The sequence below is a fragment of the Lentzea flava genome, assembly GCF_014648475.1.
In the GTDB taxonomy this organism is placed as follows: Bacteria; Actinomycetota; Actinomycetes; order Mycobacteriales; family Pseudonocardiaceae; genus Lentzea; species Lentzea flava.
In genome coordinates, this window is record NZ_BMRE01000066.1 from 14,279 (window position 1) to 39,689 (window position 25,411).

At 69.1% G+C, this 25,411-nt stretch carries 28 protein-coding genes; 17 read left to right on the forward strand and 11 right to left on the reverse strand.

What is annotated here, in order from left to right; translation table 11 throughout:
- Positions 1 to 24: 24 nt before the first annotated feature.
- Positions 25 to 471, reverse strand: a complete 447-nt coding sequence (locus tag IEZ09_RS40505; protein ID WP_189259155.1) for a winged helix-turn-helix transcriptional regulator — start codon at positions 469 to 471, stop codon at positions 25 to 27.
- A 77-nt stretch (positions 472 to 548) separates the two neighbouring features.
- Here IEZ09_RS40505 and IEZ09_RS40510 point away from each other — a divergent pair, with 77 nt between their 5' ends.
- Together IEZ09_RS40510 and IEZ09_RS40515 are read left to right on the forward strand one after the other, a co-directional pair.
- A complete protein-coding gene (locus IEZ09_RS40510; protein ID WP_189259156.1) occupies positions 549 to 1,061 on the forward strand; it encodes a GNAT family N-acetyltransferase in 513 nt (170 codons plus the stop codon).
- Positions 1,062 to 1,085: 24 nt separating this feature from the next.
- Entirely contained in the window at positions 1,086 to 1,550 is a 465-nt protein-coding gene (locus IEZ09_RS40515; RefSeq protein WP_189259157.1) for an NlpC/P60 family protein, read from the forward strand.
- Here the strand turns inward: IEZ09_RS40515 and IEZ09_RS40520 are convergent.
- A complete protein-coding gene (locus tag IEZ09_RS40520; protein WP_189259158.1) occupies positions 1,531 to 2,241 on the reverse strand; it encodes a hypothetical protein in 711 nt (236 codons plus the stop codon). The genes IEZ09_RS40515 and IEZ09_RS40520 overlap by 20 nt on opposite strands.
- Entirely contained in the window at positions 2,238 to 3,185 is a 948-nt protein-coding gene (locus IEZ09_RS40525; RefSeq protein ID WP_189259159.1) for an FAD-binding oxidoreductase, read from the reverse strand. The genes IEZ09_RS40520 and IEZ09_RS40525 overlap by 4 nt, the downstream gene beginning before the upstream one ends.
- Before the next feature lie 97 nt (positions 3,186 to 3,282).
- Between IEZ09_RS40525 and IEZ09_RS40530 the strand changes: the two genes are divergently transcribed.
- A complete protein-coding gene (locus tag IEZ09_RS40530; RefSeq protein WP_189259160.1) occupies positions 3,283 to 5,991 on the forward strand; it encodes an ATP-binding protein in 2,709 nt (902 codons plus the stop codon).
- Between the two features lie 106 nt (positions 5,992 to 6,097).
- Positions 6,098 to 7,567: a DUF8189 domain-containing protein gene (locus tag IEZ09_RS40535; RefSeq protein WP_189259161.1), complete on the forward strand. Its 1,470-nt coding sequence runs from the start codon at positions 6,098 to 6,100 to the stop codon at positions 7,565 to 7,567.
- A 60-nt stretch (positions 7,568 to 7,627) separates the two neighbouring features.
- Here the strand turns inward: IEZ09_RS40535 and IEZ09_RS40540 are convergent, their stop codons facing one another.
- Positions 7,628 to 8,071 (reverse strand): hypothetical protein, encoded by a 444-nt coding sequence (locus IEZ09_RS40540; protein ID WP_189259162.1) that lies wholly within the window; start codon positions 8,069 to 8,071, stop codon positions 7,628 to 7,630.
- Positions 8,072 to 8,126: 55 nt separating this feature from the next.
- On the reverse strand, positions 8,127 to 9,032 hold the full coding sequence (locus tag IEZ09_RS40545) for a nucleoside hydrolase (RefSeq protein ID WP_189259163.1): 906 nt from the start codon (positions 9,030 to 9,032) through the stop codon (positions 8,127 to 8,129).
- 115 nt (positions 9,033 to 9,147) lie between these two features.
- On the opposite strand from IEZ09_RS40545, the gene IEZ09_RS40550 reads away from it, so the two are divergent.
- The 10 genes from IEZ09_RS40550 (at position 9,148) to IEZ09_RS40595 (ending at position 16,952) form a co-directional block, all read left to right on the forward strand.
- A complete protein-coding gene (locus IEZ09_RS40550; RefSeq protein ID WP_189259164.1) occupies positions 9,148 to 10,413 on the forward strand; it encodes a Gfo/Idh/MocA family oxidoreductase in 1,266 nt (421 codons plus the stop codon).
- 28 nt (positions 10,414 to 10,441) lie between these two features.
- Positions 10,442 to 11,692 carry an ABC transporter substrate-binding protein gene (locus IEZ09_RS40555; RefSeq protein ID WP_189259165.1) on the forward strand — a complete coding sequence of 417 codons (1,251 nt, stop codon included), beginning with the start codon at positions 10,442 to 10,444 and terminating at the stop codon, positions 11,690 to 11,692.
- A complete protein-coding gene (locus tag IEZ09_RS40560) occupies positions 11,692 to 12,507 on the forward strand; it encodes a carbohydrate ABC transporter permease (protein ID WP_370467792.1) in 816 nt (271 codons plus the stop codon). The genes IEZ09_RS40555 and IEZ09_RS40560 overlap by 1 nt, the downstream gene beginning before the upstream one ends.
- A complete protein-coding gene (locus IEZ09_RS40565; RefSeq protein WP_189259166.1) occupies positions 12,504 to 13,331 on the forward strand; it encodes a carbohydrate ABC transporter permease in 828 nt (275 codons plus the stop codon). Before IEZ09_RS40560 ends, IEZ09_RS40565 begins: the two co-directional genes overlap by 4 nt.
- On the forward strand, positions 13,328 to 13,804 hold the full coding sequence (locus IEZ09_RS40570) for a hypothetical protein (RefSeq protein WP_189259167.1): 477 nt from the start codon (positions 13,328 to 13,330) through the stop codon (positions 13,802 to 13,804). The genes IEZ09_RS40565 and IEZ09_RS40570 overlap by 4 nt, the downstream gene beginning before the upstream one ends.
- Before the next feature lie 5 nt (positions 13,805 to 13,809).
- The gene (locus tag IEZ09_RS40575; RefSeq protein WP_189259168.1) at positions 13,810 to 14,856 is read left to right on the forward strand and encodes a Gfo/Idh/MocA family protein; all 1,047 of its coding nucleotides are present in this window, start codon (positions 13,810 to 13,812) and stop codon (positions 14,854 to 14,856) included.
- A gap of 38 nt (positions 14,857 to 14,894) precedes the next feature.
- Positions 14,895 to 15,410, forward strand: a complete 516-nt coding sequence (locus IEZ09_RS40580; RefSeq protein WP_189259169.1) for a hypothetical protein — start codon at positions 14,895 to 14,897, stop codon at positions 15,408 to 15,410.
- Positions 15,411 to 15,582: 172 nt separating this feature from the next.
- Complete coding sequence (locus tag IEZ09_RS40585) at positions 15,583 to 15,786, forward strand: cold-shock protein (protein ID WP_189259170.1); 204 nt, start codon at positions 15,583 to 15,585, stop codon at positions 15,784 to 15,786.
- Positions 15,787 to 15,870: 84 nt separating this feature from the next.
- Positions 15,871 to 16,443 (forward strand): P-loop NTPase family protein, encoded by a 573-nt coding sequence (locus tag IEZ09_RS40590; RefSeq protein ID WP_189259171.1) that lies wholly within the window; start codon positions 15,871 to 15,873, stop codon positions 16,441 to 16,443.
- Positions 16,440 to 16,952: a Rossmann-fold NAD(P)-binding domain-containing protein gene (locus tag IEZ09_RS40595; protein ID WP_229813390.1), complete on the forward strand. Its 513-nt coding sequence runs from the start codon at positions 16,440 to 16,442 to the stop codon at positions 16,950 to 16,952. The genes IEZ09_RS40590 and IEZ09_RS40595 overlap by 4 nt, the downstream gene beginning before the upstream one ends.
- A gap of 4 nt (positions 16,953 to 16,956) precedes the next feature.
- Here the strand turns inward: IEZ09_RS40595 and IEZ09_RS40600 are convergent, their stop codons facing one another.
- Entirely contained in the window at positions 16,957 to 17,406 is a 450-nt protein-coding gene (locus tag IEZ09_RS40600; protein WP_189259172.1) for a hypothetical protein, read from the reverse strand.
- Positions 17,407 to 17,526: 120 nt separating this feature from the next.
- Here IEZ09_RS40600 and IEZ09_RS40605 point away from each other — a divergent pair, with 120 nt between their 5' ends.
- Complete coding sequence (locus IEZ09_RS40605; RefSeq protein WP_189259173.1) at positions 17,527 to 18,102, forward strand: DUF4328 domain-containing protein; 576 nt, start codon at positions 17,527 to 17,529, stop codon at positions 18,100 to 18,102.
- A gap of 1 nt (position 18,103) precedes the next feature.
- Positions 18,104 to 18,661, forward strand: coding sequence for a DUF4328 domain-containing protein (locus tag IEZ09_RS40610; RefSeq protein ID WP_189259174.1), 558 nt, complete (start codon positions 18,104 to 18,106; stop codon positions 18,659 to 18,661).
- On the opposite strand, the gene IEZ09_RS40615 is transcribed toward IEZ09_RS40610, so the two are convergent.
- The 5 genes from IEZ09_RS40615 to IEZ09_RS40635 form a co-directional block, all read right to left on the reverse strand.
- Positions 18,624 to 19,199 carry a TetR/AcrR family transcriptional regulator gene (locus IEZ09_RS40615; RefSeq protein ID WP_189259175.1) on the reverse strand — a complete coding sequence of 192 codons (576 nt, stop codon included), beginning with the start codon at positions 19,197 to 19,199 and terminating at the stop codon, positions 18,624 to 18,626. The genes IEZ09_RS40610 and IEZ09_RS40615 overlap by 38 nt on opposite strands.
- On the reverse strand, positions 19,196 to 21,121 hold the full coding sequence (locus IEZ09_RS40620; protein WP_189259176.1) for a YhgE/Pip family protein: 1,926 nt from the start codon (positions 21,119 to 21,121) through the stop codon (positions 19,196 to 19,198). Before IEZ09_RS40620 ends, IEZ09_RS40615 begins: the two co-directional genes overlap by 4 nt.
- Positions 21,118 to 21,747: an ATP-binding cassette domain-containing protein gene (locus IEZ09_RS40625; protein ID WP_189259177.1), complete on the reverse strand. Its 630-nt coding sequence runs from the start codon at positions 21,745 to 21,747 to the stop codon at positions 21,118 to 21,120. Before IEZ09_RS40625 ends, IEZ09_RS40620 begins: the two co-directional genes overlap by 4 nt.
- Positions 21,748 to 21,825: 78 nt before the next feature.
- Positions 21,826 to 22,746 (reverse strand): GNAT family N-acetyltransferase, encoded by a 921-nt coding sequence (locus tag IEZ09_RS40630; protein ID WP_189259178.1) that lies wholly within the window; start codon positions 22,744 to 22,746, stop codon positions 21,826 to 21,828.
- A gap of 11 nt (positions 22,747 to 22,757) precedes the next feature.
- Positions 22,758 to 23,591, reverse strand: coding sequence for a class I SAM-dependent methyltransferase (locus IEZ09_RS40635; protein WP_189259179.1), 834 nt, complete (start codon positions 23,589 to 23,591; stop codon positions 22,758 to 22,760).
- A gap of 179 nt (positions 23,592 to 23,770) precedes the next feature.
- Here IEZ09_RS40635 and rpsA point away from each other — a divergent pair, with 179 nt between their 5' ends.
- The gene (rpsA, locus tag IEZ09_RS40640) at positions 23,771 to 25,264 is read left to right on the forward strand and encodes a 30S ribosomal protein S1 (protein ID WP_189259180.1); all 1,494 of its coding nucleotides are present in this window, start codon (positions 23,771 to 23,773) and stop codon (positions 25,262 to 25,264) included.
- Positions 25,265 to 25,411 lie beyond the last annotated feature (147 nt).

Consider the following 25,411-nt stretch of genomic DNA (forward strand, 5'->3'; position numbering starts at 1 on the left):
GCGTCGGCAGTTGTCAGTACAAGTTCACGAACGCGCCGTCACCTGAACATCGCGCGCGCTCAGCTCGGCACCGCAGTCCGTGCACTCGACCTTCGCGCGCACACCGCCGCCGCAGTCGCGGTGGTGCAGGTGGAACGACTCCTCCTCTTCGGGCGTCATCCACTTCTCGCCCCAGGTGCGCAGCGCCATCATCACCGGATAGAGGTCGCGGCCCTTCTCGGTGAGGCGGTATTCGTGCCGTGTGCGGCCGTCTTCCTGATAGGGCACGCGCTTGAGCACGCCCTCCTGCAGCAGCACGTTGAGCCGGTCTGTCAGCACGCTGCGCGAGATCTCCATCGCCGCCTGGAAGTCCTCGAAGCGACGGGTCCCCAGGAAGATCTGGCGGAGCAGCAACAGCGTCCAGCGCTCGCCCAGCAACGCCGCGGGACGGCCCAGGGCGCAGGGCATGCTGGCGAAACTCGCGTACGGCATGGGTCCCAGAATACTCCTTGAGTTCGGAATCCAAACTCAGCTACAGTTCGGATTCCGAACTCAGGGGGTCGATCCTCATGCGCGTCACCGAGCTCAACCGCGACACCGCGCCGGACGCTGTCGACGCGGTGTTCGCCGGACTGTCCGCTCGAAGCCGCTACCTGCGGTTTCACAGCCCGACGCCGCGTCTGACCGCGTCCGCCCGGCGGGTGCTCGTCGACGTGGACGGCGAGCGGCACGCGGCCGTGTGCGCCCACATCGGCGGCGACCCCGTCGGCATCGCCAGGGTCATCAGGACCGGCGAGTGCGGCGCGGAGATCGCGGTCGCCGTCGTCGACCTGTGGCAGCGCCGCGGCATCGGCAGGCGGCTGCTGGAGGAGCTGACCACGATCGCGGCCAGGATGGGTGTCGCCGAACTCCACGGCGACGTGCTCCCGGACAACTCAGGGATGCTCGCCCTGGTCCGCAAGGTGCTGCCCGGCGTGCGGCTGACCAGGGAGGCCGACACGATCCAGCTGAGCTATCCGCTCGCGTGGGTGACAGCCGAGATCACGGACGCGGACCTTATAGAGAGCTTGCAGGAGATTTAGAGGTCGTGGTCCGACGATGGCCGCGTGACCATCGCACGTGCCGCCGGCCGCCTGATCAGCCGCTCCGAGATCGTGGAGCGGGCCTGTTCGTGGCTGCGCGACTCGGTTCCGTACAGCCAGACGAAGTTCCACCAGAACGAGCACGGCATCTACCGGGCCGACTGCTCGGGGTTCGTGTCGATGGCGTGGGGCCTGCCAGGCAAACCGGAGCAACGGCACGGCGGGCTGGACACGCGCGGCCTGGTCCTCGTGAGCAGCCTGATCCGGCCGGAGGATCTGAAGGCGGGTGACGTGATCATCCGCGCCGACGGCACGAACCAGACCAGGCACGTCGTCATCTTCGCCGCGTGGGCCGAGGAACCCGGCCACTACTGGGCGTACGAACAGGCGGGTGGCCAACGCACCCGCCTGCGCTCGGTCGTCTACCCGTACGAGACCGGGGCGGAGCTGTACACGCCCCGCCGCTACGTCAACGTGCTCGAACCGTGAACGAGTAGTCGCCGGTCTTTCCGCTCTCCGACCAGATCACGATCTGCGTCCTGCCGTTCTCACCCTCGTGCTTGGGGTTCCAGCAGACGTAGTGCGGCGTGTAGGTCTTCGTCTCGTCCTCCGCCGACTCGGAGGAGAAGCCGAGCTGGACGTCCTCGCACGGCTTGCCGTCCTCGATCTCCACGCTCGCCAGCTCGAACGTGTGGACGTCGACGCGGCCGGGGACGTCGAGCGTGCCCTTGATCTCGCCGGCCTTCGACGCGAACTCGCGCTTCTTCAACGTCACCAGGCGGAAGCCGTACTTGCCCTGCCGGCCTTCGTGCCCGGAGACGACGAGCTTGTGCCTGCCGGGTGCGGTGACACCGAACTGGTGCGGGCCGGGCAGGCCGTTGCCCTTCTGGTTCGCGCCGCTCTCCTCGGCCGTGGCGATCTTGAAGTCGACCTCGCCCTGGACGTCGACGAGCTCGAACTCTTCTGCGTCGCCGAGGTCGATGTCGTAGGTGTCCTGCTCGTCCGCGCTCGCGATGTCGCCGGAGCGGGTGTCGCCGTCCTTGACGGGGCTCTGGGCCGACGCGGCCTTCGGTTCGTTGACGAAGGTTCTGGTGTCGGGGTCGGGTCCGCGTTCGGCAGGGCGTTGCGCCGCGCAGCCCGCCAGCAGGACGACGAGCGCGGCGATGATCGTGGTCTTCACTGTTCTCCCTCGTGCACGGTCCAGCCCGAGCGGTTCGGGACCAGGACCCTCAATGCGGTGCTCGTGTCCTCGAAGTGGCGCAGCAGCTCCGGCGTCAGCGCGGAGACCTCGCTGGTCCCGCAGCGCAGATCGTGGGGCACGTAGCGATCGAAGAGCGACTGTTGTTCCACATAGGGCAGTGGACGGGCCTGATCGACCAAAGGCCTTGCCTTGACCCGCAACGGTCTGGCATACGACGCCCCGATCACCGGGTCGCCCATGAACGCGGGCACGACCGCGAGCACCCTGCGGCCGACCAGATCGCCCGGAACGAACCGTTCCGGCGGCGCGGTGACGTAGGCGGCCAGCCCGGCGAACTCGCGCCCCCTCGACGCGAGTTCGCCGAGCACCCCCAGTGCGGCAGGCGCGTCGGCCAGCCGGTACAGCAGCACACCGCCGTAGACCTTGTGTCCCAACGGGTGCAGCTTCAGCCTGACGCTCGTGATCACGCCTTGCGGCTCTCCGGTGACGAGACGGCCGTCCGCCGCGATGCACTCGGCGTGGACCAGGTTGTCCGCGGTCGTCCCGTGCAACGGCGTCAGCCAGCCCTGTGCCCTCCCCAGCACGGCGCCCGCCACCGTGGCGCGCGACAACCGCGGTCCCGGCGTGGCCAGGCCGTGCGCCTGCGTCGCCGCGTCGAGCTCCGCCCAGGTCGCCCCCGCCTGCACCTCGGCGGTGTAGCCGGAGATCGTGATCCCCTTCAACGCGGTCAGGTCCAGCGCCAGGTCACCGGGGTTCGGCCGGCGGCTCGTCGTCACCCTGAGCCGGTGCCTCGACGCGAACCGCATGGTCGCCGAGATGTCGTGCGGTGTGGCCACCCGCACCTCGGCGACCGCGGCGCTCCCCCCGGAGTCCGGCGTTCGCACGGTTCCTCTGACCGCCGTGCACAACGTCGTGATGTCCATGCGCCGAAGCCTGGCGACTCGGCGTTTCACGGACGTCTCACCGTGAGATGCTGACCTTGTGCCCACCCTTTCGGTACACCTTCTCGGGCCTGTTGACGTGCGCTTTTCCGACGTCACGATCACGCTGGACCGGCCGCTGGAACGCGCCTTGGCCGCCCGGCTGGCGCTGGCGCGCGGTGTCGCCGTTTCCGACGAACGCCTCGCCCGCGACCTGTGGGGCGACGTCGACCTGGCCCGGCCGCGCGAACGTTTGCGGGTGCTGGCGTCACGGCTGCGGGCGAACCTCGGTGAGGCCGCCGCGGCGTTGTCGCGGACCGGTGCGGGCTACGTCCTCGACGCCTCGCCGTCCGACGTGGTGGCCGCCGAGCAGGCCCTGTCCGACGGCAGCCGGGAGGCGATCGTCGCGGCGCTCGCGTTGTGGCGCGGCGACTCGCTGGCCGACCTGCGCGCGGTGCCGTTCGGTTTCGCCGAAGGGGAGCGCCTCGACGCGTTGCGGGTTGATCTGCGGGTGGCCCATCTCGCCGTGCAACAGGAAGCCGGGGCGGGCATCGAGCTGCGGGCCGAACTGGAGGAACTGGTCGGCGAGCACCCGTTGCACGAGCGGCTGAGCTGCATGCTGGCGCTCGCCCTGTACCGGGGCGGGCGGCAGGCCGACGCGCTGGCCGTGCTGTCGCGGTTGCGGACTCGGCTGTCCGACGAGCTCGGGGTCGACCCGGCGCCAGAGACGCTGTCGATGGAGCTCAAGATCCTGCGTCAGGAGGCCCTGGGCGGTGCTCCGCGGCGGCGGTTGCCCGAGGCCGGGACGACGTTCCTGGGCCGAGACGCGGACAGGGCCGCCATCGCCGAGCGGTTGTCGGTGACGCGGCTCGTGACGCTGACCGGCGTGGCGGGCAGTGGCAAGACGCGGCTGGCGCTGGAGGTCGCACGCGTCGTCGAACGTCCGGTGGTGTGGCTGGACCTCACGGCCGTGCGGGCAGAGGACGAGATCCTGCCCGCGTTGATCGCGGAGGCCGGTGAGGACTACCTGGCCGAGCTGGAGGGCGCGCTGCTCGTCGTGGACAACGCCGAGCACGTGCTCTCCGCCGCGTCGTCCGTGGTCTCCGACCTGTTGTCCGCCACGGGAAAGCTGTCGGTGCTCGCCACCTCGCAACGGCCGCTGCTCGCCGAGGGGGAGGAGGTCCGGCACGTCGGCCCGTTGCCGCCGGTCGCCGCCTCGCTGCTCTTCTGCGACCGCAGCGGTGCCGAACCGTCGGCCGACGTCGACTCCATCTGCGCCGCCGTCGACCACCTGCCGCTGGGCGTCGAGCTGGCCGCCGGTCTCACCAGGACGTTGTCGGTCCAGCAGCTCGCCGGCCGGCTCGACGACCGGCTGCGGCTGCTCGTCGGTGGGCTGCGGGGGAGCCGTCAGCGGCACAGCAGTCTGCGTGCCGCCCTGGACTGGAGCCACGAGCTGCTGGACGACGTGCAGCAGGCGGTGCTGCGGCGCGCAGGAGTCTTCCTGGGCGGGTGGACGCTCGAAGCGGCCGAAGAGGTGCTGGCGTTCGACGGCGTGGAGGTCGCCGACGTCGCCGCCACGCTGACCGAGCTCGCCGACCGCAACCTGATCGCGGTGTCGGAGGGGCCGCGGTTCCGGATGCTCGAGACCGTCCGCCACTACGCCCTCGACAAGCTGCGCGAGGAGGAGGACGAGGCCGTGCGCGCCCGGCACCTCGGCTGGTGCTCCGGGTTCGTGGCGGCGCGCGACGTCCGCGGGGACGCCGCGACCGTGATGGGCGAGCTGTCCGCGGAGTGGCCCAACCTGCTGTCGGCGATGGAGTCCGCCGCCGGGACGCCGCGCGCGGGGGCCGGTCTGCGGCTGGCCGTCGCCATGCAGGACGCCTGGATGGTCCGCGGTCTGGTCGTGCAGGCCGCTCGCGTCTACGAGGCGTTGATCGACGCACCGGTCCCCGACGACGTCCGCGCCCTCGCGCTGTGCAACTACGGCTTCTTCTGCACCCAGATCGGACGCCTGTCGCTCGCTTCGTCGTTGCTCGACCGCGCGGCACCGCTGGCCGAGGGCGACGACCAGCTGACGATCCGCGTCCTCTACTACCGGGCGATCACCGAGATCCAGCGCGGCCGCCCGGCCCAGGCCATCTCCTGGGCCGAACGCGGGTACGCCGTCGCCGAACGCATCGAGCACGTCACCTACGTCTCGGCGTTGGGCTGTGTGCTGGCCATCGCGCAGATGTACGCGGGCGACCTGGACGCCTCGCTGCGCAACCACCTGGCCGCCAATGCCATCGACCGTTCTCTCGGTGATGAGCACGGTCTGGCCCGTGGCCTGGTCAACGAGAGCATGACGCTGCTGAGCGGCGGCGACACCGCAGCCGCGCTGGCCCGCGCCGACGAGGCCGAGGCCCTGTCCGACCGGCTCGGCGACGCCATCGGCGCCACGCACGTGGGCATGATCAGGGCACGGGCCGCGCTGCTCGACGACCGGCTGGACGAGGCCGTCGACCGGCTGCGCACCGTGCTGGACGACGCCGAGGCAGGCGCGGACACCGGGTTGCTGCGCGTCGACCTCGCCTGGGCGCTGCTGCGCCGGGGTGATCTCGCCGAGGCACGCGCGGAGCTCGCGCTGGCCGCGTCGGTGAGCGACGAGCAGGACCTCACCTGGCTCGCTGTGCAACCGGTGACGGCGGCCCTGGTCGCTCAGGAAGGTGATCTCGCCCGCGCGGGCGAGGTCGCGGCGGCCGCACGGGCGGAGTTCGCTGCCCGCGGGTTCGGGTGGCCCTTCACGGTTGACCGGCTCGAAGCGCTCTGACCGGCCAGCTCGCCCGTTCAAGATCGTCACCCGACCGGGCGCAGAGGTCCAACTAGGGCCGTTCGACTGGACCAAAACTTCACATCGCCTTGCTACGGTGACCGGCATGAGATCGTGGGGGATGTTGGCGGTCGCCGCGGCGGCCATCACGTTCGGCTCGACGCTGGCCATGCCTGACGTCGCGGTCGCCGCTGCCGAGGGCGGGGTGAGCTGCGGGACGTACGCGGCGAACTCCAAGATCACCCGGAGCGAGATCCTGGCGCGCTCGCGCACGTGGATCAGCGCCCGCGTGCCCTACAGCCAGAGCGACTGCTTCGGCAACAAGTACGGCGCCTACCGGACCGACTGCTCCGGCTACGTGTCGATGGCCTGGGGCCTGCGCATCTCCTACACGACCCACATCCTCGAGCAGGTCGCGCACCGCATCGACTGGGAGGACCTCCGTCCCGGCGACGCGCTGAACGACCGCGAGAACCACGTCGCGCTGTTCGTCGGCTGGGCGGACGCGGCCAAGACCCGCCCGATCGTGCGCGAGCAGGCCGGCCCGGACGGCAGCAGGCCGGTCCAGCGGGTCTGGAGCGCCAGCACCGCGCGCCAGTACGTGCCGCTGCGCTACAACGGCCTGGTCGAGTCCGGCGGTGGCTCCACGACCGCCGGCGACACGCCGGTGACGGACAAGCCGGTCGTCAACGCCGGCCCGCAGATCTCCAACACCGGGCAGCAGCAGCTGGAGATCTACGCGCGCGCCGCGGACGGCACGATCATCACGAACTTCCACAAGACGAGCCGCTGGAACGGCTGGCAGCAGCTCGGGCCCGAGCTCTTCGCCGGCGACCCGGTCGCGCTGATGAACCCGCAGACCAAGATCGTCGAGGTGTTCGCGCGCGGCACCGACGACAAGATCTACCGCCGCGTCGACGGCAAGTGGGTCGCGCTCGGCGACACGGCCGTGGCGGGCGACCCGGTGCTGCAGTGGAACGACAAGAGCAAGGCCGTCGAGGTCCTCGCGCGCGGCGCGGACGGCGTGCTGCTGCGCTTCACGGACAAGTGGGCCCCGCTGGGCGACCGCAAGCTCCAGGGCAACCCGGCCGTGGCCGACAAGGACGTCTACGCCCGTTCCGCCGACGACAAGCTCGTGAAGTGGGACGGCGAGAAGTGGCAGGACCAGGGCGACACGAAGGTCGTGAGCGACCCGAGCGTCGCGGTCGACCAGGTCTTCGTGCGCACCGCGTCCGGCAGCGTCGAGCAGTACGCGGCCGGCGTCTGGAAGTCGCTGGGCGGCAAGGGCACCGGCGCACCGTCGGCGGTGTTCAACACGACCACCGGCTCGATCGACGTCGTGCAGCTCGGTGAGGGCGGCATCGTCGAGCACTCCCGCGCCACCGCCAACGGCTTCACCGCGTGGGCCAAGCTCGGCAACACCAAGGTGTCCGAGGCGAACGCGATGTACCACGCGCAGACCAAGACGATCGAGGTCTTCGCCCGCACCGACGACGGCAAGCTGGTCCGCCGGTTCTACAAGGAGAAGGCGGGCTGGAGCCAGTGGGCGCTGCTCAGCGACCGCGCGATCAGCTGACCTGAGGACGACGAAAGGGCCGCGACTCGAACCCGAGTCGCGGCCCTTGGCGTTCTCAGCTCAGCACTTCGTCATCATGCCCAGGATCGCCTGCGTGATCTTCTCCTCGTCCGCGGAGATACCCGCCGAGGTCACCGCGCGCGCGGCGTCGCGGCATGCCTTCATCGAGTTCATCTCGTTCTCGGCCTTGCGTCGCTCGTCGGTGGCGGTGGTCGCCGTGTCCTCCGCGCTCTTCGCCTTCTTCGTGAGGTCCGCGATCTCGCGGTCCTTGCCCTCGACCTGCTTGGACAGGTCGGTCGAGTGGCCCTTCTCCACGAAGTAGAGCGCGCCGAACGCGCCTGCTGCGCCGAGCAGCAGCACGGCGACGATCGCCAGCACCACGACTCCGGTCTTCTTCGGCTTCGGCGCCACCGGAGCCGGGGCCACCGCCTCGGGCTGCGGCGGCTGGAAAGCAGGCGTGTACGCCTCGAACTGCGGCTGCGCAGGCTGAACAGGCTCGGTCATGGATCCCCCCAGGATGAAGTCACTCGGACATATCATCGTGAACCCGTCAAAGCCGTTACGTGAGCCGTCCCACCGCGTCGATCACCAGGTCGAAGAACCGGTCCACGTCGAGCCCCACGGCCACCCGCGCGTTCGGCTCCATCCCGAGCCGTCCGTGCAGGTCGACCACCGTCGCGCCGCGTGTGAGCGTCCCCGTGGTCTCGATGCCGACGAACGCCTCGACGCACGTCACCAGCGTCGGATCGACCACCCGCGCCACCGCCACCGGGTCGTGCAACGGCGGCGCCTCGAACCCGAACACCTCGCGGTAGGTCGCGGCGAAGAACGTCATCAGGTCACCGCAGATCCGCCCCAACGGCCCCAAACCGTTCAACCGCGCCACAACCCGGGGCGTGACCAACGCCTGGTGCGTCACGTTCAACCCGATCATCGTGACCGGTACACCGCTGCCGAACACGACCGCGGCGGCTTCCGGGTCGACGTAGATGTTGAACTCCGCGTACGGCGTGGTGTTGCCGCGCTCGGTCGAGCCGCCCATCAGCACGATCTCGCGCACCGCGGAGGTGCCGTAACGGGTCAGATAAGCGGCCACGTTCGTCAACGCACCGGTCGCCACCAGCGTCGCCGGCATGTTCGCGTGCATCACGTCGATCGCGTGTTCCTCAACCACTCCAACGGAAACCGAGCCGAACGCCGGACCGTCCATTCCGGACTCGCCGTGGATGTCCTCCGCCACGTACAGCGGGCGTACCAGCGGCCGTGCGCAGCCGCGCGCGATCGGCACCGAAATTCCGGCGGCCGAGCAGATCCGCCGGGCGTTCAGCGTGACCTTGTCCAGCGTCTGGTTGCCGGCGACGGTCGTGATCGCACGCAGGTCGATCTCGGGTGCTCCGGCCGCGAGCAGGATCGCGATCGCGTCGTCGTGGCCGGGGTCGCAGTCGAGCACCACTGGGGTCGGCATGACTCCATCATCCGGGTTCACGTGCATGAAACAGCCGAAAACGTTTACGCCGACTCTTGACGAGGTCAGGGCCGGTGCGGCTAGCGTGTGGAAACCGTTTACCGGGGAGGTTTGCATGGTCCGCAGGCGCTACGCCGTGGTCGGCACCGGAGCACGGGCCGAGCGGCACGTGCACGCCATCGCGGTCGAGCACGCGGACACCTGTGAGCTCGTGGCGTTCGCCGACGTGAACCGCACCCGGATGAACGTCCACAACGACCGGCTCGCTGAACTGGGGGTCGAGCCGGTCCCGACGTACGACGCCGCCGACTTCCTCCGGATGCTGGAGGAGCAGCGGGTCGACGTGGTCGTCGTGACGACGGTCGACCGGCACCACGTCACCTACGTCGTGGAGGCGCTGGACGCCGGCCGCGACGTCGTGACGGAGAAGCCGATGACGACGGACGTCCCGTCGGCGCGCAAGATCCTCGATGCCGTGCACCGCAACGACGGCGACGTCACCGTCACGTTCAACTACCGCTACAACCCGATCCACGAGAAGGTCCGCGAGCTGCTCGCGGACGGTGCTGTCGGTGAGATCGGGTCGGTGCACTTCGAGTGGCTGCTCGACACCCGGCACGGCGCCGACTACTTCCGCCGCTGGCACCGCGACAAGGCCAACTCCGGCGGACTCATGGTGCACAAGGCGACGCATCACTTCGACCTGCTCAACTGGTGGGTCGGCAGTGTTCCCGAGACCGTCTACGCGCACGGCCGGTTGTTCTTCTACGGCGACGAGAACGGCAAGCGCCACGGTTACTCGCACGACGACAGGTTCACCTTGAACCTGGAGCAGAACGACTGGCTCAAGAAGCTCTACCTCGACGCCCAGCACGAGGACGGTTACCGACGCGACCAGAACCCGTTCGACCCCGGTGTGTCCATTGAGGACGACATGTCGGTGATCGTCCGCTACGCCAGTGGTGCGAACCTGACCTACCACCTTACGGCCTACTCGCCGTGGGAGGGCTACCGGCTGATGGTCAACGGCAGCAAGGGCCGTCTCGAACTGGAGGTCGTCGAGAACTCCTGGGTGTCGAGCCAGAACCCGGCCGTGCACGGCGTGAACGCCAACCCGGAGGAGGGATGGGCGAAGCTCTCCGTGCAACGGCTGTTCGAGGAGCGGGAGGAGATCCCGCTGGAGTACGACCGGGACGGTCACGGCGGTGCCGACCAGCGCATGGTCGACGCGCTGTACGGCCCTCCCGGACAGGAAGACCCGTTGGGACGCAAGGCAACGCACTACGACGGCACGCTGTCGCTGCTGACCGGTTTCGCCGCCAACCGCAGCTTCGAGACCGGGGAACCGGTCCGCGTCGTCGACGTCATCGATCTCCGATGAGAGGAAACCTGTGAAAGCGCACGGTGTTGTGGGCTTGGTGCTGGGCGCGGCGCTCCTCGCGTCCGGTTGTGGCGGCGGGGCGGCGACGGGCGGCCAGACCGAGATCCGGTTCATCTGGTGGGGCAACGACGACCGCGCCAAGGTGACCAACGAGGCGGTGCGGCTGTTCGAGAGCCGCAACGCGAACATCAAGGTCTCGACGTCGTTCCAGAACTTCCAGAACTACTTCGAGAAGCTCTCCACCGAGATCGCCGGCGGCAACGCCCCGGACGTGATCCAGATGGACTACCGCTACCTCAACGAGTACGCGGGCCGCAACGTGCTGCTCGATCTCACTCCTCACGTGGGCAAGGAGATCCGCACGACCGACTGGGACCAGGGGTTCATCGGCAGCGGCAAGCTCAGGGGCAAGCAGGTCGCGATGCCGTTGGCGCAGAACTCCACCACCATCGTCTACGACCCAAAGCTGTTCTCCGCGGCCGGGGTCAAGGCTCCTGAGATCGGCTGGACCTGGGCCGACTACCGGGAAGCCGCGGCGAAGATCCAGGCGAGCACGGGCGGCAAGGTCGCGGGCTCCACGGACTTCGGCGGCACCGAGGACGTCTTCGAGACCTGGCTGCGGCAGCGCGGCAAGGCCCTCTACACCGACGAGGGCAAGCTCGGGTACACCAAGGACGACCTGAAGGCGTTCTGGCAGCTGTCGAAGGACTTCCGCGACGCGAAGGCCACCACCCCCGCGGAACTGGTGACCACGCTGAACGCCGGCGCCGAGCAGACCCCGCTGGGCAAGAAGCTCTCGGCGTCCGAGCACAGCTACGACAGCCTCTACGGCGGCTACAACACGGTCCGCCCCGACGAGCTCAAGCTCGGCCCGTATCCCAGCGACAGCAAGGAGGTCCTCGGCTCGTACCGCAAGCCGTCGCAGCTGATCAGCGCCTCCGCCCGCACCAAGCACAAGGAGGCGGCGGTCAAGCTGATCGACTTCCTGCTCAACGACCCGGACGCGGGCAAGATCCTCGGCGCGAACCGCGGGCTGCCCGCGAACCTGAAGATCCGCGAGGCCGTGGCGCAGAACCTCAGCGGTGCCAACAAGGTCATCTTCGAGTACCAGAAGTCGGTCGACGCCAAGCTCGGTGACGCGCCTGCCGCACCGCCCAAGGGGGACGGCACGATCTACAAGCTGATGCAGCGCAAGCACGAGGAGATCGTCTTCGGCAAGAAGACGATCGATCAGGCGCTGGACGAGTTCTGGCGTGATGCGGAAGAAGCGCTGAAGTAGTGCCGTATCTGTTTCTGGGACCGTGGTTGCTCGGCGCCATCGGTCTCACCGTCGCACCTATGGTCGTGTCGCTGTACCTGTCGTTCACCGACTACGACCTGTTCAACGAACCGCAGTGGGTCGGCCTCGACAACTACGCCAAGCTGTTCGGCGACGATCCGCGTTACCTGCACTCGGTCGGCGTGACGCTGCGGTACGTCGCGTGGTCCGTGCCGTCGAAACTGCTGCTCGCACTTGCCGTCGCCTTGCTGTTGAACGCGTTGCGCGGCAAGGGACAGGCGTTCTTCCGCTCGGCCTTCTACGCGCCGTCGCTGCTCGGTGCCTCGGTCGGGCTGGCGCTGGCGTGGCGGGCGATCTTCGACACCTGGGTCGACACGCCGGACCACGCGCTGGTCACCATCGTGCTGCTGTCCGCGTGGCAGTTCGGGGCGCCGATGGTCATCTTCCTGGCGGGGCTGCAGCAGATCCCGCGCGATCTCTTCGACGCGGCGGCGGTCGACGGCGCCGGCTGGTGGCGGCGGCTTTGGTCGATCACGCTGCCGATGCTGTCGCCGGTGCTGTTCTTCAACCTCGTGCTGGAGACGATCCACGCGTTCCAGGCGTTCACGCAGGCGTTCGTGGTGAGCGGAGGCCGCGGCGGGCCCGCGGACTCGACGTTGTTCTACACGCTCTACCTGTACGAGCGCGGCTTCACGGAGTTCCGCATGGGCTACGCGTCGGCCATGGCGTGGGTGCTGCTGGTCGCGATCGCGTTGATCACCGCGGTGCTGTTCCGCACGTCGAGGTACTGGGTCTTCTACGGGGACGAACGATGAAGCGGGCCGTGGTCTTCGTGCTGTGCCTGGCCGCGCTGGGCCTGGTGTTGTACCCGATCGTGTGGTTGATCTCGGCGTCGCTGACCCCGGTCGAGGACCTCGTCGCGAACCTGCGGTCGTTGTTCCCCGGCAGGATCACGGCCGACGGGTACGCGGGCGCGCTGGAGGGTGCGGGCGGCGAGTCGTTCTGGACGTTCCTCGGCAACTCCACGATCGTCGCGTCCGGTGCGGTGATCGGCAACGTCGTGTCGTGCTCTCTGGCGGCGTACGCGTTCGCACGACTGCGGTTCCGGCTGAGCGGCCCGTTGTTCGCGTTCGCCCTGGTCACGATCATGCTGCCCGCGCACGTCACGCTCATCCCGCAGTACGTGGTGTTCCAGCGGCTGGAGATGATCGACACGTTCGTGCCGCTGATCCTGCCGAAGCTGCTCGCGACCGACGCGTTCTTCGTGTTCCTCATGGTCCAGTTCATGCGCGGGATTCCGCACGAGCTGGACGAGGCGGCGAGGATCGACGGCTGCGGGCCGATCCGCACCTACCGGTACGTCGTGCTGCCGCTGTCCCGCCCGGCGATGGTGACGACGGCGATCTTCACGTTCATCTGGACGTGGAACGACTTCTTCTCGCAGCTGATCTACCTGTCGTCGACGGAGAACTACACGATCCCGATGGGGTTGCGGCTGTTCATCGACCAGACGTCGTCGTCCTCGTACGGGCCGATGTTCGCGATGTCGGTGCTGTCGCTGGTGCCGATCGGGCTGTTCTTCCTGGCGTTCCAGCGGTTCCTGGTCGCCGGGGTCGCGACGACGGGGCTGAAGGGATGACCCGCGAACGGGTGGAGACGCTCGCCGACGCCCTGCTGGTCGGGTTGTTCGTCTTCGTGGTCTCGCTCCCGCTCGTGACGGCGCACGCGGCCTTCGGGGCGGGATGTGCCGTCCTGCGGGGCGGACTTCCGGTGGGGCGGTTCTGGTCGTCGCTGCGGGTCAGGTGGGTGCCCGGCGTGGTGTTCGGCGTGCTGTGGGCGGTGCTGGTGGTGGACGTGGTCCTCGTGGTCACGGTGTTGCCGGCGCCGTTGCCCGTACGTGGCGCGGTTCTGCTCGCTTCGGCGGCATTCGGGGCACTTCTGCTTGATCAAGCACGTCTCGGTTGGCGCGGCGCATTGAAACTGCGGGCACCTCGGCCCATGCTGATGGCCGCGTTGGTGGTCGCCGGTGTGCTGGTGTGGGCCCTGCCTCCGCTGGCGCTGGTGATCGCCGGACCCCTGGCGCTGGCTGCGGAGTCCACCCGAGAAGGGTGAGGACGATGCGTGTTGCGCTGGTCGGCGCACGTGGGCACGGGGCACGGCACGTGGAGAACCTGCTCCGGCTCGGCCACGACGGGGTCGCGACCTTCGTGGGCGTGGTGGACGTCGCGGAGGTCGACGTGCCGGTGCCGTCCTACCCCGATCTGCCGTCGCTGGCCGCCGAGCTGCACCCCGAGATCGTGGTGATCTCGTCACCGCCGTCGACCCACCGCGACCTGGTGCTGTCGGCGTTCGCGCTGGGCTGTGACGTGCTGGTGGAGAAGCCGGCGCTGCTGTCGGTGGCGGACTTCGACGAGATCTCCTCGGCCGCCGCCGCGCGCGGGCTGGTGTGCCAGGTCGGGTTCCAGTCCCAGGGGACGGGCTCGTACCGGCGGCTCTGCTCGTTGATCGGCTCGGGAGCCCTCGGGGACATCGCGGGCATCGGCGCCGCCGGGCGTTGGGTGCGGACCGACTCCTACTACGAGCGGGCCGCGTGGGCCGGGCGGCACGGCGAGGACGGAACGCTGGTGAACCCGTTCGCGCACGCGCTGCAGAACGTCCTCCTCCTGGCCGACGTCGAGGAACGCACGGACATAGCCGTGGAGCTGGAACTGTTCCGGTGCCGCGACACGATCACCGCCGACGACACCTCGTGCGTGCGCGTCACGGCTGATGGCGCGCCACCGGTCGTGGTCGCGGCGACGCTGTGCGCGTCGACATCGTTGCCACCGGTGGTGCTCGTCCACGGCTCGCTGGGGCAGGCCGTGTGGTGGTACGACGACGACAGGCTGACGGTCAACGACCACAAGATGGCCGTGCCTCCCACCGTGGACCTGCTGGAGAACCTGATCCGGCACCGGCAGTCCGGCGAACCCCTCGTCGCGCCGCTGGCCGCCGCGCGGGCGTTCACGGCGGTCGTCGAGGCGTGCGGCAAGGCGGAGGTGCCGCTGGTGCCGGCTCGCCGCGTCGGGGACAGGGCGGTGCTCGACGGCATCGACGAGGTCGTCGTGCGCGCGGCGGAGAAGATCGCGACTTTCACCGAGCTGGGCTGCGGTTTCGGGCGGTAGTCTCCCGCCGGGTCCGTCAGCCGTCCGGGGAGTTGTGCGTGGACACCTACATCGACTTGAGGGATGTCCGGCTGACCGGGTACGTCAGCCAGGGGCTGATCGCGCTGGTCGCGGCCGAGTCCGTCTGGGGCACGGTCAACGACTGGCAGGGCGGCTCGTCCTCGTGGAGCTTCCTCGCCATCGTGCTGATCCTGCCCGCGGCCGTGGCGTTCGTCCTCTGGTTCCGCAACGCCACCCACAACGCCGAGGCGATCGCTCTGCACGGCGTGCGGATGGTGTCGCAGGTGTGGAAGGCGAGCGACCCCGAGCAGCGCGACGTGCCGTTCGACCAGCGCGTGGCCAGCCCGTTGATCAAGCCGTGGCAGTACGCGTTCCTCGCGATGGTGCTGGGCGACGTGCTGGAGTCGTTGCTCCTCGACACACCCGTCTACCTGGTGTTTTCGACGCTGTCCACGGTGTGCGCGGTCGCCGCGGCCGGGCTCGGGTGCTTCGTGATCTGGCGAATCTCGACGATGCAGCAGCGGTTCGCGGTGCCTCAGCGCAAACGGCGGTAGTTCCGCTATACTGGTCTCGGTTGCAGTTTTGTGTTCGTGTCATTTCACGCTCGCCAAAACTTCAGTTGCGAGCGCTTCTCCTTCTTAGCGGTTGGGGCGGGTCGGCTCTCGACCAACCACGGGGCGGCCGCACAGTGCGGTTCGCTCTTCAGCATTGAAGGAGCAGCAGTACATGGCAAACGGCACCGTCAAGTGGTTCAACGCCGAAAAGGGCTTCGGCTTCATCGCCCCCGAGGACGGCGGCGCTGACGTCTTCGTCCACTACTCGGCCCTCAACGGCGGCGGCTACCGCAGCCTCGAGGAGAACCAGCGCGTCTCGTTCGACGTCACGCAGGGCCAGAAGGGCCCGCAGGCGACGAACGTCTCCGCTCTCTGACATCGCTTCACTCCGCAGGGCCTCCGGTGTTCCGGGGGCCCTGCGGCCGTTTTTCGATCATCCGGTTTTCGTTAGCCTGGCCTGATGCCGTTGCTCGGACCAGCTGATCCGCTGCCGCATGTGCCCCGGCGCATCCTCGTCGCGGGAAACGCCGGCTCCGGCAAGTCGACGCTCTGCCGGCGCATCGCCGAACAGCGCGACCTGCGCCGGGTCGAGCTCGACAGCCTCTACTGGGGTCCACAGTGGACGCCGCGCCCGGAGTTCGCCGCCGAGGTGGCGGCGTTCGCTGACGACGACACGTGGGTCACCGAGTTCCAGTACAAGGAAGTGCGGCGGGTGCTGCTCGACCGCGCGGACATGGTGGTGTGGCTCGATCACCCGTTCGCGATGGTGATGGGACGGCTGGTCGGCCGCACGGTCCGACGTCGCGCGTGCCGGGTGGAACTGTGGAACGGTAACCAGGAACCGTCGCTGTGGTCGGCGTTCACGGACTCCGAGCACATACTGCGGTGGGGCTGGAAGACCTACCGGCGCAACCGGGCCAGGGTGCTCGCCCTGGTCGACGAGGTCGTGGTCGTGCGGTTGTGCGGGCAGGGGCAGGTGGAGCGGTGGCTGGCAGGGCCGCTGGCCTCGGTCGGACGGGAGCGTGCACGGTGAGAACGGCGCTGGTGCTCGGCGGGACGGGGATGCTGGCCGGATGTGCGGCGCGGCTCGTGGAACGCGGGTGGCACGTCGTGCTGCCGTCGCGGACCCGGCCCCTGATGGCCGACGAGGGACCCGGTAGGGCGGCACGCGCGACGATCTCCCGCGGACATCGGCCGACCTGGGTGCGCGCCGACTGGGAGCGGCCGGCGGAGCTCGCGTCCGAGGTCGAGTACGAACTCGCGGGACGACCGGTGAACCTGCTGGTCGCGTGGGTGCACGACAGCTACCGAGAGGGCGTGTTGCGAGCCGTGGAGCGTCTTCTGGCCGACGACGCGCCGGTGGTGGAGGTGCACACGCATCAGCCGGTGCCGGATCCGGTGCTGGCTCACCCGACCCAGCAGGTGCTGCTCGGCCACTTCGCCCACGACGCCGCGCAGCGCACGACCCGTGCGGTGCTGGATGCCGTCGAACGGGCGTTGGAAGGGCGGGCGCCCTCGCTGCACCACGAAGACGCCCGCTGACGCGCTAGACCTTCTCGACCTTGGTGCGGCCGATCTCGGCCTGCACCTTGATGCCCGCGGCCACGTCCACCAGCTGGCGGACCACCACGTCCTCGTTGCGGATGTCGTTGATCTTCTTCTTGGTCGTGGTGGTGAACTCGAACGCGTCGACCTCCGGCGGAGCGATCTCCGCGACCTTCTGGAAGTCCTTGGTGAAGTCCACGACCGTCTCGGCACCGTCGAGGACCAGCAACTGGTAGTCGGCGGGTTTGTCGGAGGCGAAGCCCTTCTTGAAGGAGCCGCTGACCTTGATGCCGTCGGCTGTCTCCTCGAAGTCGAGGACGCCGTCGACGGGGGAGAACAGCTTCTCCTCGAAGTCGGCGCTGGCCTTCGCGGGCGCGGCGGCGAGTGCCGGGGATGTCGTGAGCGCGAGGCAGGCGAGGAGCGTGGCGAGGATGCGTAGCGGTTTCGACATGCCTTTGTTCGTACCGGCGGCCATTTCGCCCCGCACGACCAAACACATCGCCCGATCGGGCGGTGAGGAAGTACGCTCCGCGCCGACGTCGGGGTGACGTGACATTTCTCTGGGGGAACTGTGGGTTACGAGGCTGTCAGACCGGCGCGCGGAGCCGGGACCGCCGCGACCGTCCTGATCTGGGTGGCGGCGGCGAGCGAGGCCGTCATCGCGGTCCAGCTCTGGGCCGCGGTGGAGGGCGACCCGGCGACGTTCGCCTGGTGGTTCTCGCTGGCCGTGCACGTGACGGCCGGGATCGCCTTCGTGGTGTGGATGAGCCAGACGAGGCTCAACTCGGACGTCATCACGTCGAAGCACCAGCACCGCTTCACGAACATGTGGGTGTTCGTCGGCTGGATCCTGCCGTTCGCCAACCTGTACATCCCGTACGCGGTGATGCAGGACATCTGGCGCGGATCCGACCGGGCACGGCCCCAGGTCGCGTTGCGGCAGCGGCCGCAGAGCCAGCTCATCACCGCGTGGTGGATCTGCTTCATGGCCTCGAACGTCCTGGCCTCGGTGCCAGGGCCGGACGTCGTCACGTGGGGCACCCTCTCCGCGGGGCTGGGCGTGGTCGCCGCGATGCTCTGCGGTCGGATGATCCGGCAGGTCAACGACCGCCAGGCCGCCGAGCAGCCGCTCACGGCAGGAGCGTGACGTGCGCTGGACGGGTGTGGCCGCCGTCGTCCTGATCGGACTCGCGGCGGCGGCCGAGATGCAGAGCGCGGCCGTGCGGTGGGCGACCGACGACGTCGCGGTGATCGCGACGGTCGTGCAGATCTCGCTGGTCGTGCACGTGGCCGCCGGACTCACGTTCGTGGTGTGGATGAGTCAGGCGCGGGCCCGCTCCGAGCTGATCACGTCCGGCGGCGGGCACCGGTTCCCGGCCGTGTGGGTGTTCGGCGGATGGCTGATCCCGTTCGGGAACCTGTTCATCCCGCAGATGGTGATGCAGGACATCTGGCGCGGCTCGGACAGGAGCAGGCCCGCTGTCGAGCTGGAGAAGCGGCCCAAGAGCCGTCTGGTGACGGCGTGGTGGCTCTGCTTCGTGGCGTCGGCCGCGACTTCCGTGCTCCCCGACGCGGAAGCCCCGCTCTGGACCACGATCTCCGCGGCGCTGGGCGTCGCCGCCGCGGTGCTCGCCGGGCTGATGATCGGGAAGGTGACCGGCATGCTGCTCAGCGAGCCGACCGCATCCCCCGCACCAGCAGCATGACCGAGTCGCGCACCTGAGCCCGTGACCGCTCGGGCTGGAACACCTGCCAGTCCAGCGCGATCACGAGCAGGGTGCCGAACAACGCCGCCGACGCGGTGCCGACCTCCACCCCTTCCGGGAGGCGGCCCGCGTCGGACAAGCGCTTCATGTGCCCGCGCACGATCGACACGATGTCGTCGCGCAGCAACGAGAGAGTGCCGTGCCACTGGCCCGGCGTGCGCCACAGCTCCGAGACCAGCAGCTGGCCGAACGCGGGGTACTCGGCCCAGAAACCGAGCATCTCGTCGACCAGCGCCTCCAACGAGTCGTCGGCCTCCTCCGCGGACCGCAACCGGCCGGCCAGGATCTCGACCCCGTGCCGCAGCAGGGCTTCGACCAGGGCGTCCTTCGAGGCGAAGTTGTAGTAGATCGTGCCCTTGGCGACCCCCGCCTCCGCGGCGATCTCGTCGACCGTCACCGAGGCGGCACCCCGCTCGCCGACCAGCTTCAACGCCGCGTCGAAGAGCTTCTGCTTGGTCGCTGTCGTGCGCGCGCTCACAGCACGAGCTCCGGCTTCAACTTCGAAGGTGTCCACACCCGCTGCTTGTAGGCCGCCACGGACGACAAGGCTAGGGCTCCGACCAGCCAGGCGAGAAGGATCAGCGCGTCGTGACCCACGCTGCCGAGGTCGCCGCCGTACATCAGGTGGCGCAGGCCGTCGACCGCGTAGCCCATCGGCAGGCCGTAGTGCAGCGGGTACAGCGGCACCGGGATCGTCTGCCACGGGAACGTGCCGCCCGCGCTGACCAGCTGCAGGATCAGCAGGATCAGTCCGAGGAACTTGCCGACGGCACCGAACGCGGCGTTCAGCGCGTGCAGGATCGCCACGAACGTCAGTGACATCAGCACGAGGAACCCGAACGTGCCCCAGGGGTTCGACGGCTCGATGTCCACCACGAACCGCACGACCGAGAACATCACGAGCACCTGCACGATGCCGAGCAACGCACCCGGCAGCCAGCCGCCCAACGCCACCCGCAGCGCGGACTGACCAGCGGCCAGCGCACGGCGTGACAGCGGGCGCAGCAGCAGGAAGAGCACGAACGCGCCGATCCACGTCGCTAGGCCCAGGAAGAACGGGGCCAGACCGGCGCCGTAGGTGGCGGCCTTCGTCTGGGACAGGCCCTTCACCGCCACCGGATCGCCGATCGCCTGCGCGATGGCCGCGCGCGTCGGGTCGTCCGCGTCCGGGATCTTGTTCACGCCACCGGTGAGGCCGTCGCGCAGCTGGGCGGAGCCGTCGGCGAGCTGGTTCGCGCCGTCCTTGAGCTTCGTGGTGCCGTCCACGGCCTTCTGCTCGCCGTCGCGCAGCTGTGCGGTGCCGTCCGCGAGCTTCGTGGCGCCGTCGTCGAGCTTCCCGACGCCGTCGACGAGGGCGGGCATCTTCGACGCGAGCAGCTCGGCGCCGTCGGCCACCTGGTCCGCGCCGTTCGCGAGCTTGCGGAGGTCACCGGCGGCGCCCTGGACCTTGCCGTTGGCGTCGTCGACCGGCTTGCGGACCTGACCGATCGTGGACAGCACCCGCTGCACCTGGTCCTCGGTGAAACCCAGGGTGCGCAAGCGGGCCGCGATGTCGCCGTTGGCCTGGTCGAGCACGCCGACGAGCGCCTGGGCCTTCTTCGCGTACTCCTCGGCCTGCCGGGCGGCGGTCTCGTTGCCGTCGGCCACCTGGCGCGCGCCGTTCGCGAGCTGGCGGGTGCTGTCGGGCAGTGGCGCGGTCTGCGAACGCAACTGGTGCAGGCCGTCGCGGAGCTGCGTGGCACCGCTCGCAGCCTGCGTGGCGCCGTCGAGCAGCTGGTGCTGGCCCTTGTCGAGCTCGTTCACGCCGGTGCGCAGCTGTCCGGCGCCGTCCGCGAGCTTCGTCGCGCCGTCGGCTGCCTTGGTGGTCTCCTGGCGGATCGTGGAGAAGCCGAGCAGCAGCTTGTCGGCGGCCTCGGTGGAGACCTTCGCCGTCACGGCGCGGCGCACCTCGGCGACGACCTGGTTCGCGATCGTGCTGCCCAGGTAGTTGTTGGCGTCGTTGGTCGTCAGCGTCAGCACACCCTGGCGCGGCTTGTTCTGCTCAGCGGACGTGAGCGCCTCGGAGAAGTCCTCCGGCAGCGTCAGGGCGAAGATGTAGGTGCCCTTGCGCACGCCGTCGTCGGCGTCGGCGGGGTTGTCGACGACGTGCCAGTTGAACTTCTTGCCGTTGAGCAGCTCGTCCGCGACCTCCTTGCCTGCGTTGAGGTCCTTGGCGCCCTTGTCCTTCACCACCAGCGCGGCCGGGACGTGGTTGAGGTTCGCGTACGGGTCCTTGTTGGCGTACAGGTACAGCGACGCGTACAGCAGAGGCACGAGCGCCAGTGCCAGAACGGCGAGCTTGGGGAGCTTGCCGGAGGTGATCCGGCGAAGTTCGTTGAAGGCCATGCGAAGGGCGCTCATGCGGTGATCTCCATCTTGGTGTCGTTGTCCTCACCAAGGCGCGCGTGCGGGATGTCGAGGATGTGGGCGGAGGTGTTCGAGCACAGGACGACGACGGACCTCTCGGGGGTCACGTAGTCGTTCGCCAGGGCGAACCACTCGCGCGGGTCGGGGTGGTAGCGGTCGGGGCAGTCGAGGACGAGTGCCGTGACGCCGGGGCGTGCGGCGGCCAGGTCGAGCATCACGGCGCAGCGCGTGTGCGCCGGCACGTGCTCGAAGCGCTTCTTGGCGTGCTCGTCGGCGGCGTGCTCGACCAACCAGTCGTGCACCGCCTTCTTGCCGGACGGCATGCCGTTCATCGCGAGCTCCTCGCCGACGACGGCGGCCAGGGTCAGCGCGTCCTCCGGCTCGTTCACCTCGGGGGCGTCGACCAGCACGACCTGCTTGCGCAGCGCCTTGGCGTCCGGCGACACCGTGCCGGTGGAGGGCTTGATGCGGCCGGAGAGCAGCAGGCCGAGCGCGGTGTGACCGGCGCCGGGCTCGCCCGCGACCAGCGTCAGCTCGCCGGGCTTCACGGTCAGCGAAGTCGGCCGGAGCAGAGGACCATGTCCCCCGTTGACGCCTGCGCGACTTGCGTGGATCTCCACGTCTTTACCTTCCGTTTAAACTGACCGGTCAGTACAAATTCTGGCGCAGTTGTGGTCGCCTGGCAACCCGGACATAGGTCACCTAAGGGCGGAGGCGGGGCGTACTTCCCACACGGTCCACAGCGGCCGGTAGCCCTGACGTGGCCAGAAGACGCTGCTCAACGGGTTCGGCGGGTTGTAGTAGAGGTACGTGCCGACCGCGCCCATCCGGTGAAGTTCCTGGTGGGCGTACGCGACGAGCTGCTGGCCGATGCCGGTGCCGCGGGCGCCGGGCAGCACGGAGACGCAGTTCACATAGCCCCAGCGGCCGCGCGGCAGCCTCATGGCCGCGCTCGTGCCCGGTTCGGACGACACGATCGCGCACTCGGCGAGTGCGACCGCGATGCCGTCCCGCTCGGCCAGCCAGATCGGGCTCGCGTTGGTGAGGCGTTCGGCGAGAGCACGCCGTTTGAGGGCCCGTGCCTCCGGGCGCACGATCGTGGAGCCGACGAACGACGAGTACTCGAGCTCGGCGAGCGACAGCTCCAGCACGGTGTCGAGGTCGTGCGGGGTGGCACGGCGGATCGTGAGCGTGCGCGGGACACGGGCCTGGGGAGTCCTCAACCGCACGCTGAGGACCGACAGCGGCACCAGACCGTGGTCGAGGAACGCGCGCGCCGCCTGCGCGTCGCGGCTCGGCCAGTGCACGACGCACGCGGTGTCCTCGCCGATCTCCTGCGCGTCGAGGTGCCTGCGCCACCGCGTGAGCAGCGCGTCCATGCCCTGCGTCGTGCCGACGAGCGGCAGCAGCTCCCACACCTCCGCCGCCGACCACAGGCGGGTGGTGGAGTGCGGCTCGAACGTCTGATGGCTGATGACCCCGGCGACCCGCGTGCCGTCCGCCAGCGCCGCCGTGATGACGTCGCCGTCCGCCGGTGGCTCGGCGGCAGGCGGGAGCAACGGGTCCAGTGAGGCGAAACGGGCTGACTGGGCCGCCACTAGTCCGCGCGCCGAGGTCATGAGCGTTGAGATTACGACGTGAGGCGCGTCCGGAAGATCGCGGTGCCGGGGAAGAGCTTGCCCCGCAGCGGGCTCCACTGGCCCCAGACGCGGGTGTGCCCCTTCGGCCACTCCGGCTCGACGAGGTCTTCGAGGACGAAACCGGTGGCCGTGAGCGCGCGGACGTAGTCGCCGAGCGTGCGGTGGTGCTCGACGTACGTGGCGCGGCCCTCCTCGTCCACCTCCACATAAGGAGTGCGGTCGAAGTACGACTGGGTGACGGTGAGGCCGAGCGGGCCGGGGTCGTCCGGGAAGATCCACCTCATCGGGTGGTTGACCGCGAACACCCAGGGCGAGCCCGGCCTGAGGACGCGGGCCACCTCGCTGAAGACCTCCCGGACGTCCGCCACGAACGGCACCGCGCCGAACGCCGAGCAGGCGGCGTCGAAGGAGTCGTCCGCGAACGGCAGCTGATCGGCGCTGGCCTGGACGAGCGGGATCTGGATGCCGGTCCTGTCGTTGTTCTCGCGCGCGTGCCGGAGCATGCCCTCCGAGATGTCGAGCGCGGTGACCTCGGCGCCGTTGGCCTTGAGCCAGCGGGCGCACGGGGCGCTGCCGCAGCCCACCTCCAGGATGCGCTGACCAGCGATTTCACCGAGGAAGCGGGTCTCTTCCTCGCGCAGTCCCTCCGGGCACCAGACGAAGTCCGCCGCACCCAGGAAGTCGCCGTGCGTGTCGTGGTAGTCGTCCGCGTCCGCGTCCCACCAGATGCGGTTCGCCGCGCGTGACTCGGCGGCGTCCGCTCCGCGCTTGACGATGCCGGCCGTGCCGAGCGCCTGCTCCGCGCTCGCGTGCTGGTTGGACACACTGCTCCTTCACATGGGGGCTGGTTTGCTCACACCTCTCGCGGCCGCGTACGATAACGCCCGCGTAGTGGGTTAGTGCTGCCCATGATCCAGAACGGTCGGGATTCCAGGTCGCTGCGACGCTGCGCGCGCACCACTACCAAACCTTAATGCCAATCCGTACCGGAGCCACCTACCTAATGTCCACCGACACCACCACCGCCCCCGTTGCCGCTGCGCCCAAGCAGGTCGCGATCAACGACATCGGGACGGAGGAGGACTTCCTCGCTGCTATCGACAAGACGATCAAGTACTTCAACGACGGCGACATCGTTGAGGGCACCATCGTCAAGGTCGACCGGGACGAGGTCCTGCTCGACATCGGCTACAAGACCGAGGGCGTCATCCCCTCGCGTGAACTGTCGATCAAGCACGACGTCGATCCCGCCGAGGTTGTCTCCGTCGGTGACGAGGTCGAGGCTCTTGTTCTCCAGAAGGAGGACAAGGAAGGCCGCCTGATCCTCTCCAAGAAGCGCGCCCAGTACGAGCGCGCCTGGGGCACCATCGAGGCCCTCAAGGAGAAGGACGAGCCGGTCCGCGGCACCGTCATCGAGGTCGTCAAGGGTGGTCTCATCCTCGACATCGGCCTCCGCGGCTTCCTCCCCGCCTCGCTCGTCGAGATGCGTCGCGTCCGCGACCTGCAGCCGTACGTCGGCCGCGAGCTCGAGGCGAAGATCATCGAGCTGGACAAGAACCGCAACAACGTGGTCCTGTCCCGCCGCGCGTGGCTGGAGCAGACCCAGTCCGAGGTCCGCAGCGAGTTCCTCAACCAGCTGCAGAAGGGCCAGGTCCGCAAGGGCGTCGTGTCCTCGATCGTCAACTTCGGTGCCTTCGTGGACCTGGGTGGCGTCGACGGTCTCGTCCACGTCTCGGAGCTGTCCTGGAAGCACATCGACCACCCGTCCGAGGTCGTCGAGGTCGGCCAGGAGGTCACGGTCGAGGTCCTGGACGTCGACATGGAGCGCGAGCGCGTCTCCCTGTCGCTGAAGGCGACCCAGGAAGACCCGTGGCGCCAGTTCGCCCGCACCCACGCGATCGGCCAGATCGTGCCGGGCAAGGTCACCAAGCTGGTTCCGTTCGGTGCGTTCGTCCGCGTGGACGAGGGCATCGAGGGCCTGGTCCACATCTCCGAGCTGGCCGAGCGCCACGTGGAGATCCCGGAGCAGGTCGTCCAGGTCGGCGACGACGTCATGGTCAAGGTCATCGACATCGACCTCGACCGTCGCCGCATCTCGCTGTCGCTCAAGCAGGCCAACGAGGGCTTCACGGTCGACACCGAGTTCGACCCGACCCAGTACGGCATGGCCGCCGAGTACGACGACCAGGGCAACTACATCTACCCCGAGGGCTTCGACCCGGAGACCCAGGAGTGGCAGGACGGCTTCGACAAGCAGCGTGAGGAGTGGGAGCGTCAGTACGCTGAGGCCCACACTCGTTACGAGGCCCACATGAAGCAGATCCGCAAGGCCGCCGAGGCCGAGGAAGAGGCTTCCGCCGAGGGTGCGGGCAACTACACCTCCGGTGGCGACGCTTCCGGCACCACGTCCGTGGGCGCGCCGGCTCAGTCCGGTGGCACGCTCGCCTCGGACGAGCAGCTTGCCGCGCTTCGGGAGAAGCTGTCCGGCGGTATGTGAGTCCGGCTGGACCTTGAAGGCCTCCGCGCTTCGGCGCGGGGGCCTTTTTGTGTTCGTCGGTGGTTGCGTTGCCTGCGCCTGTTCCTGGTGCTTTCTGGGGCTCCGCCCCAGACCCCGCCAATCTGATCAAAGACCCACCAGCGCCGC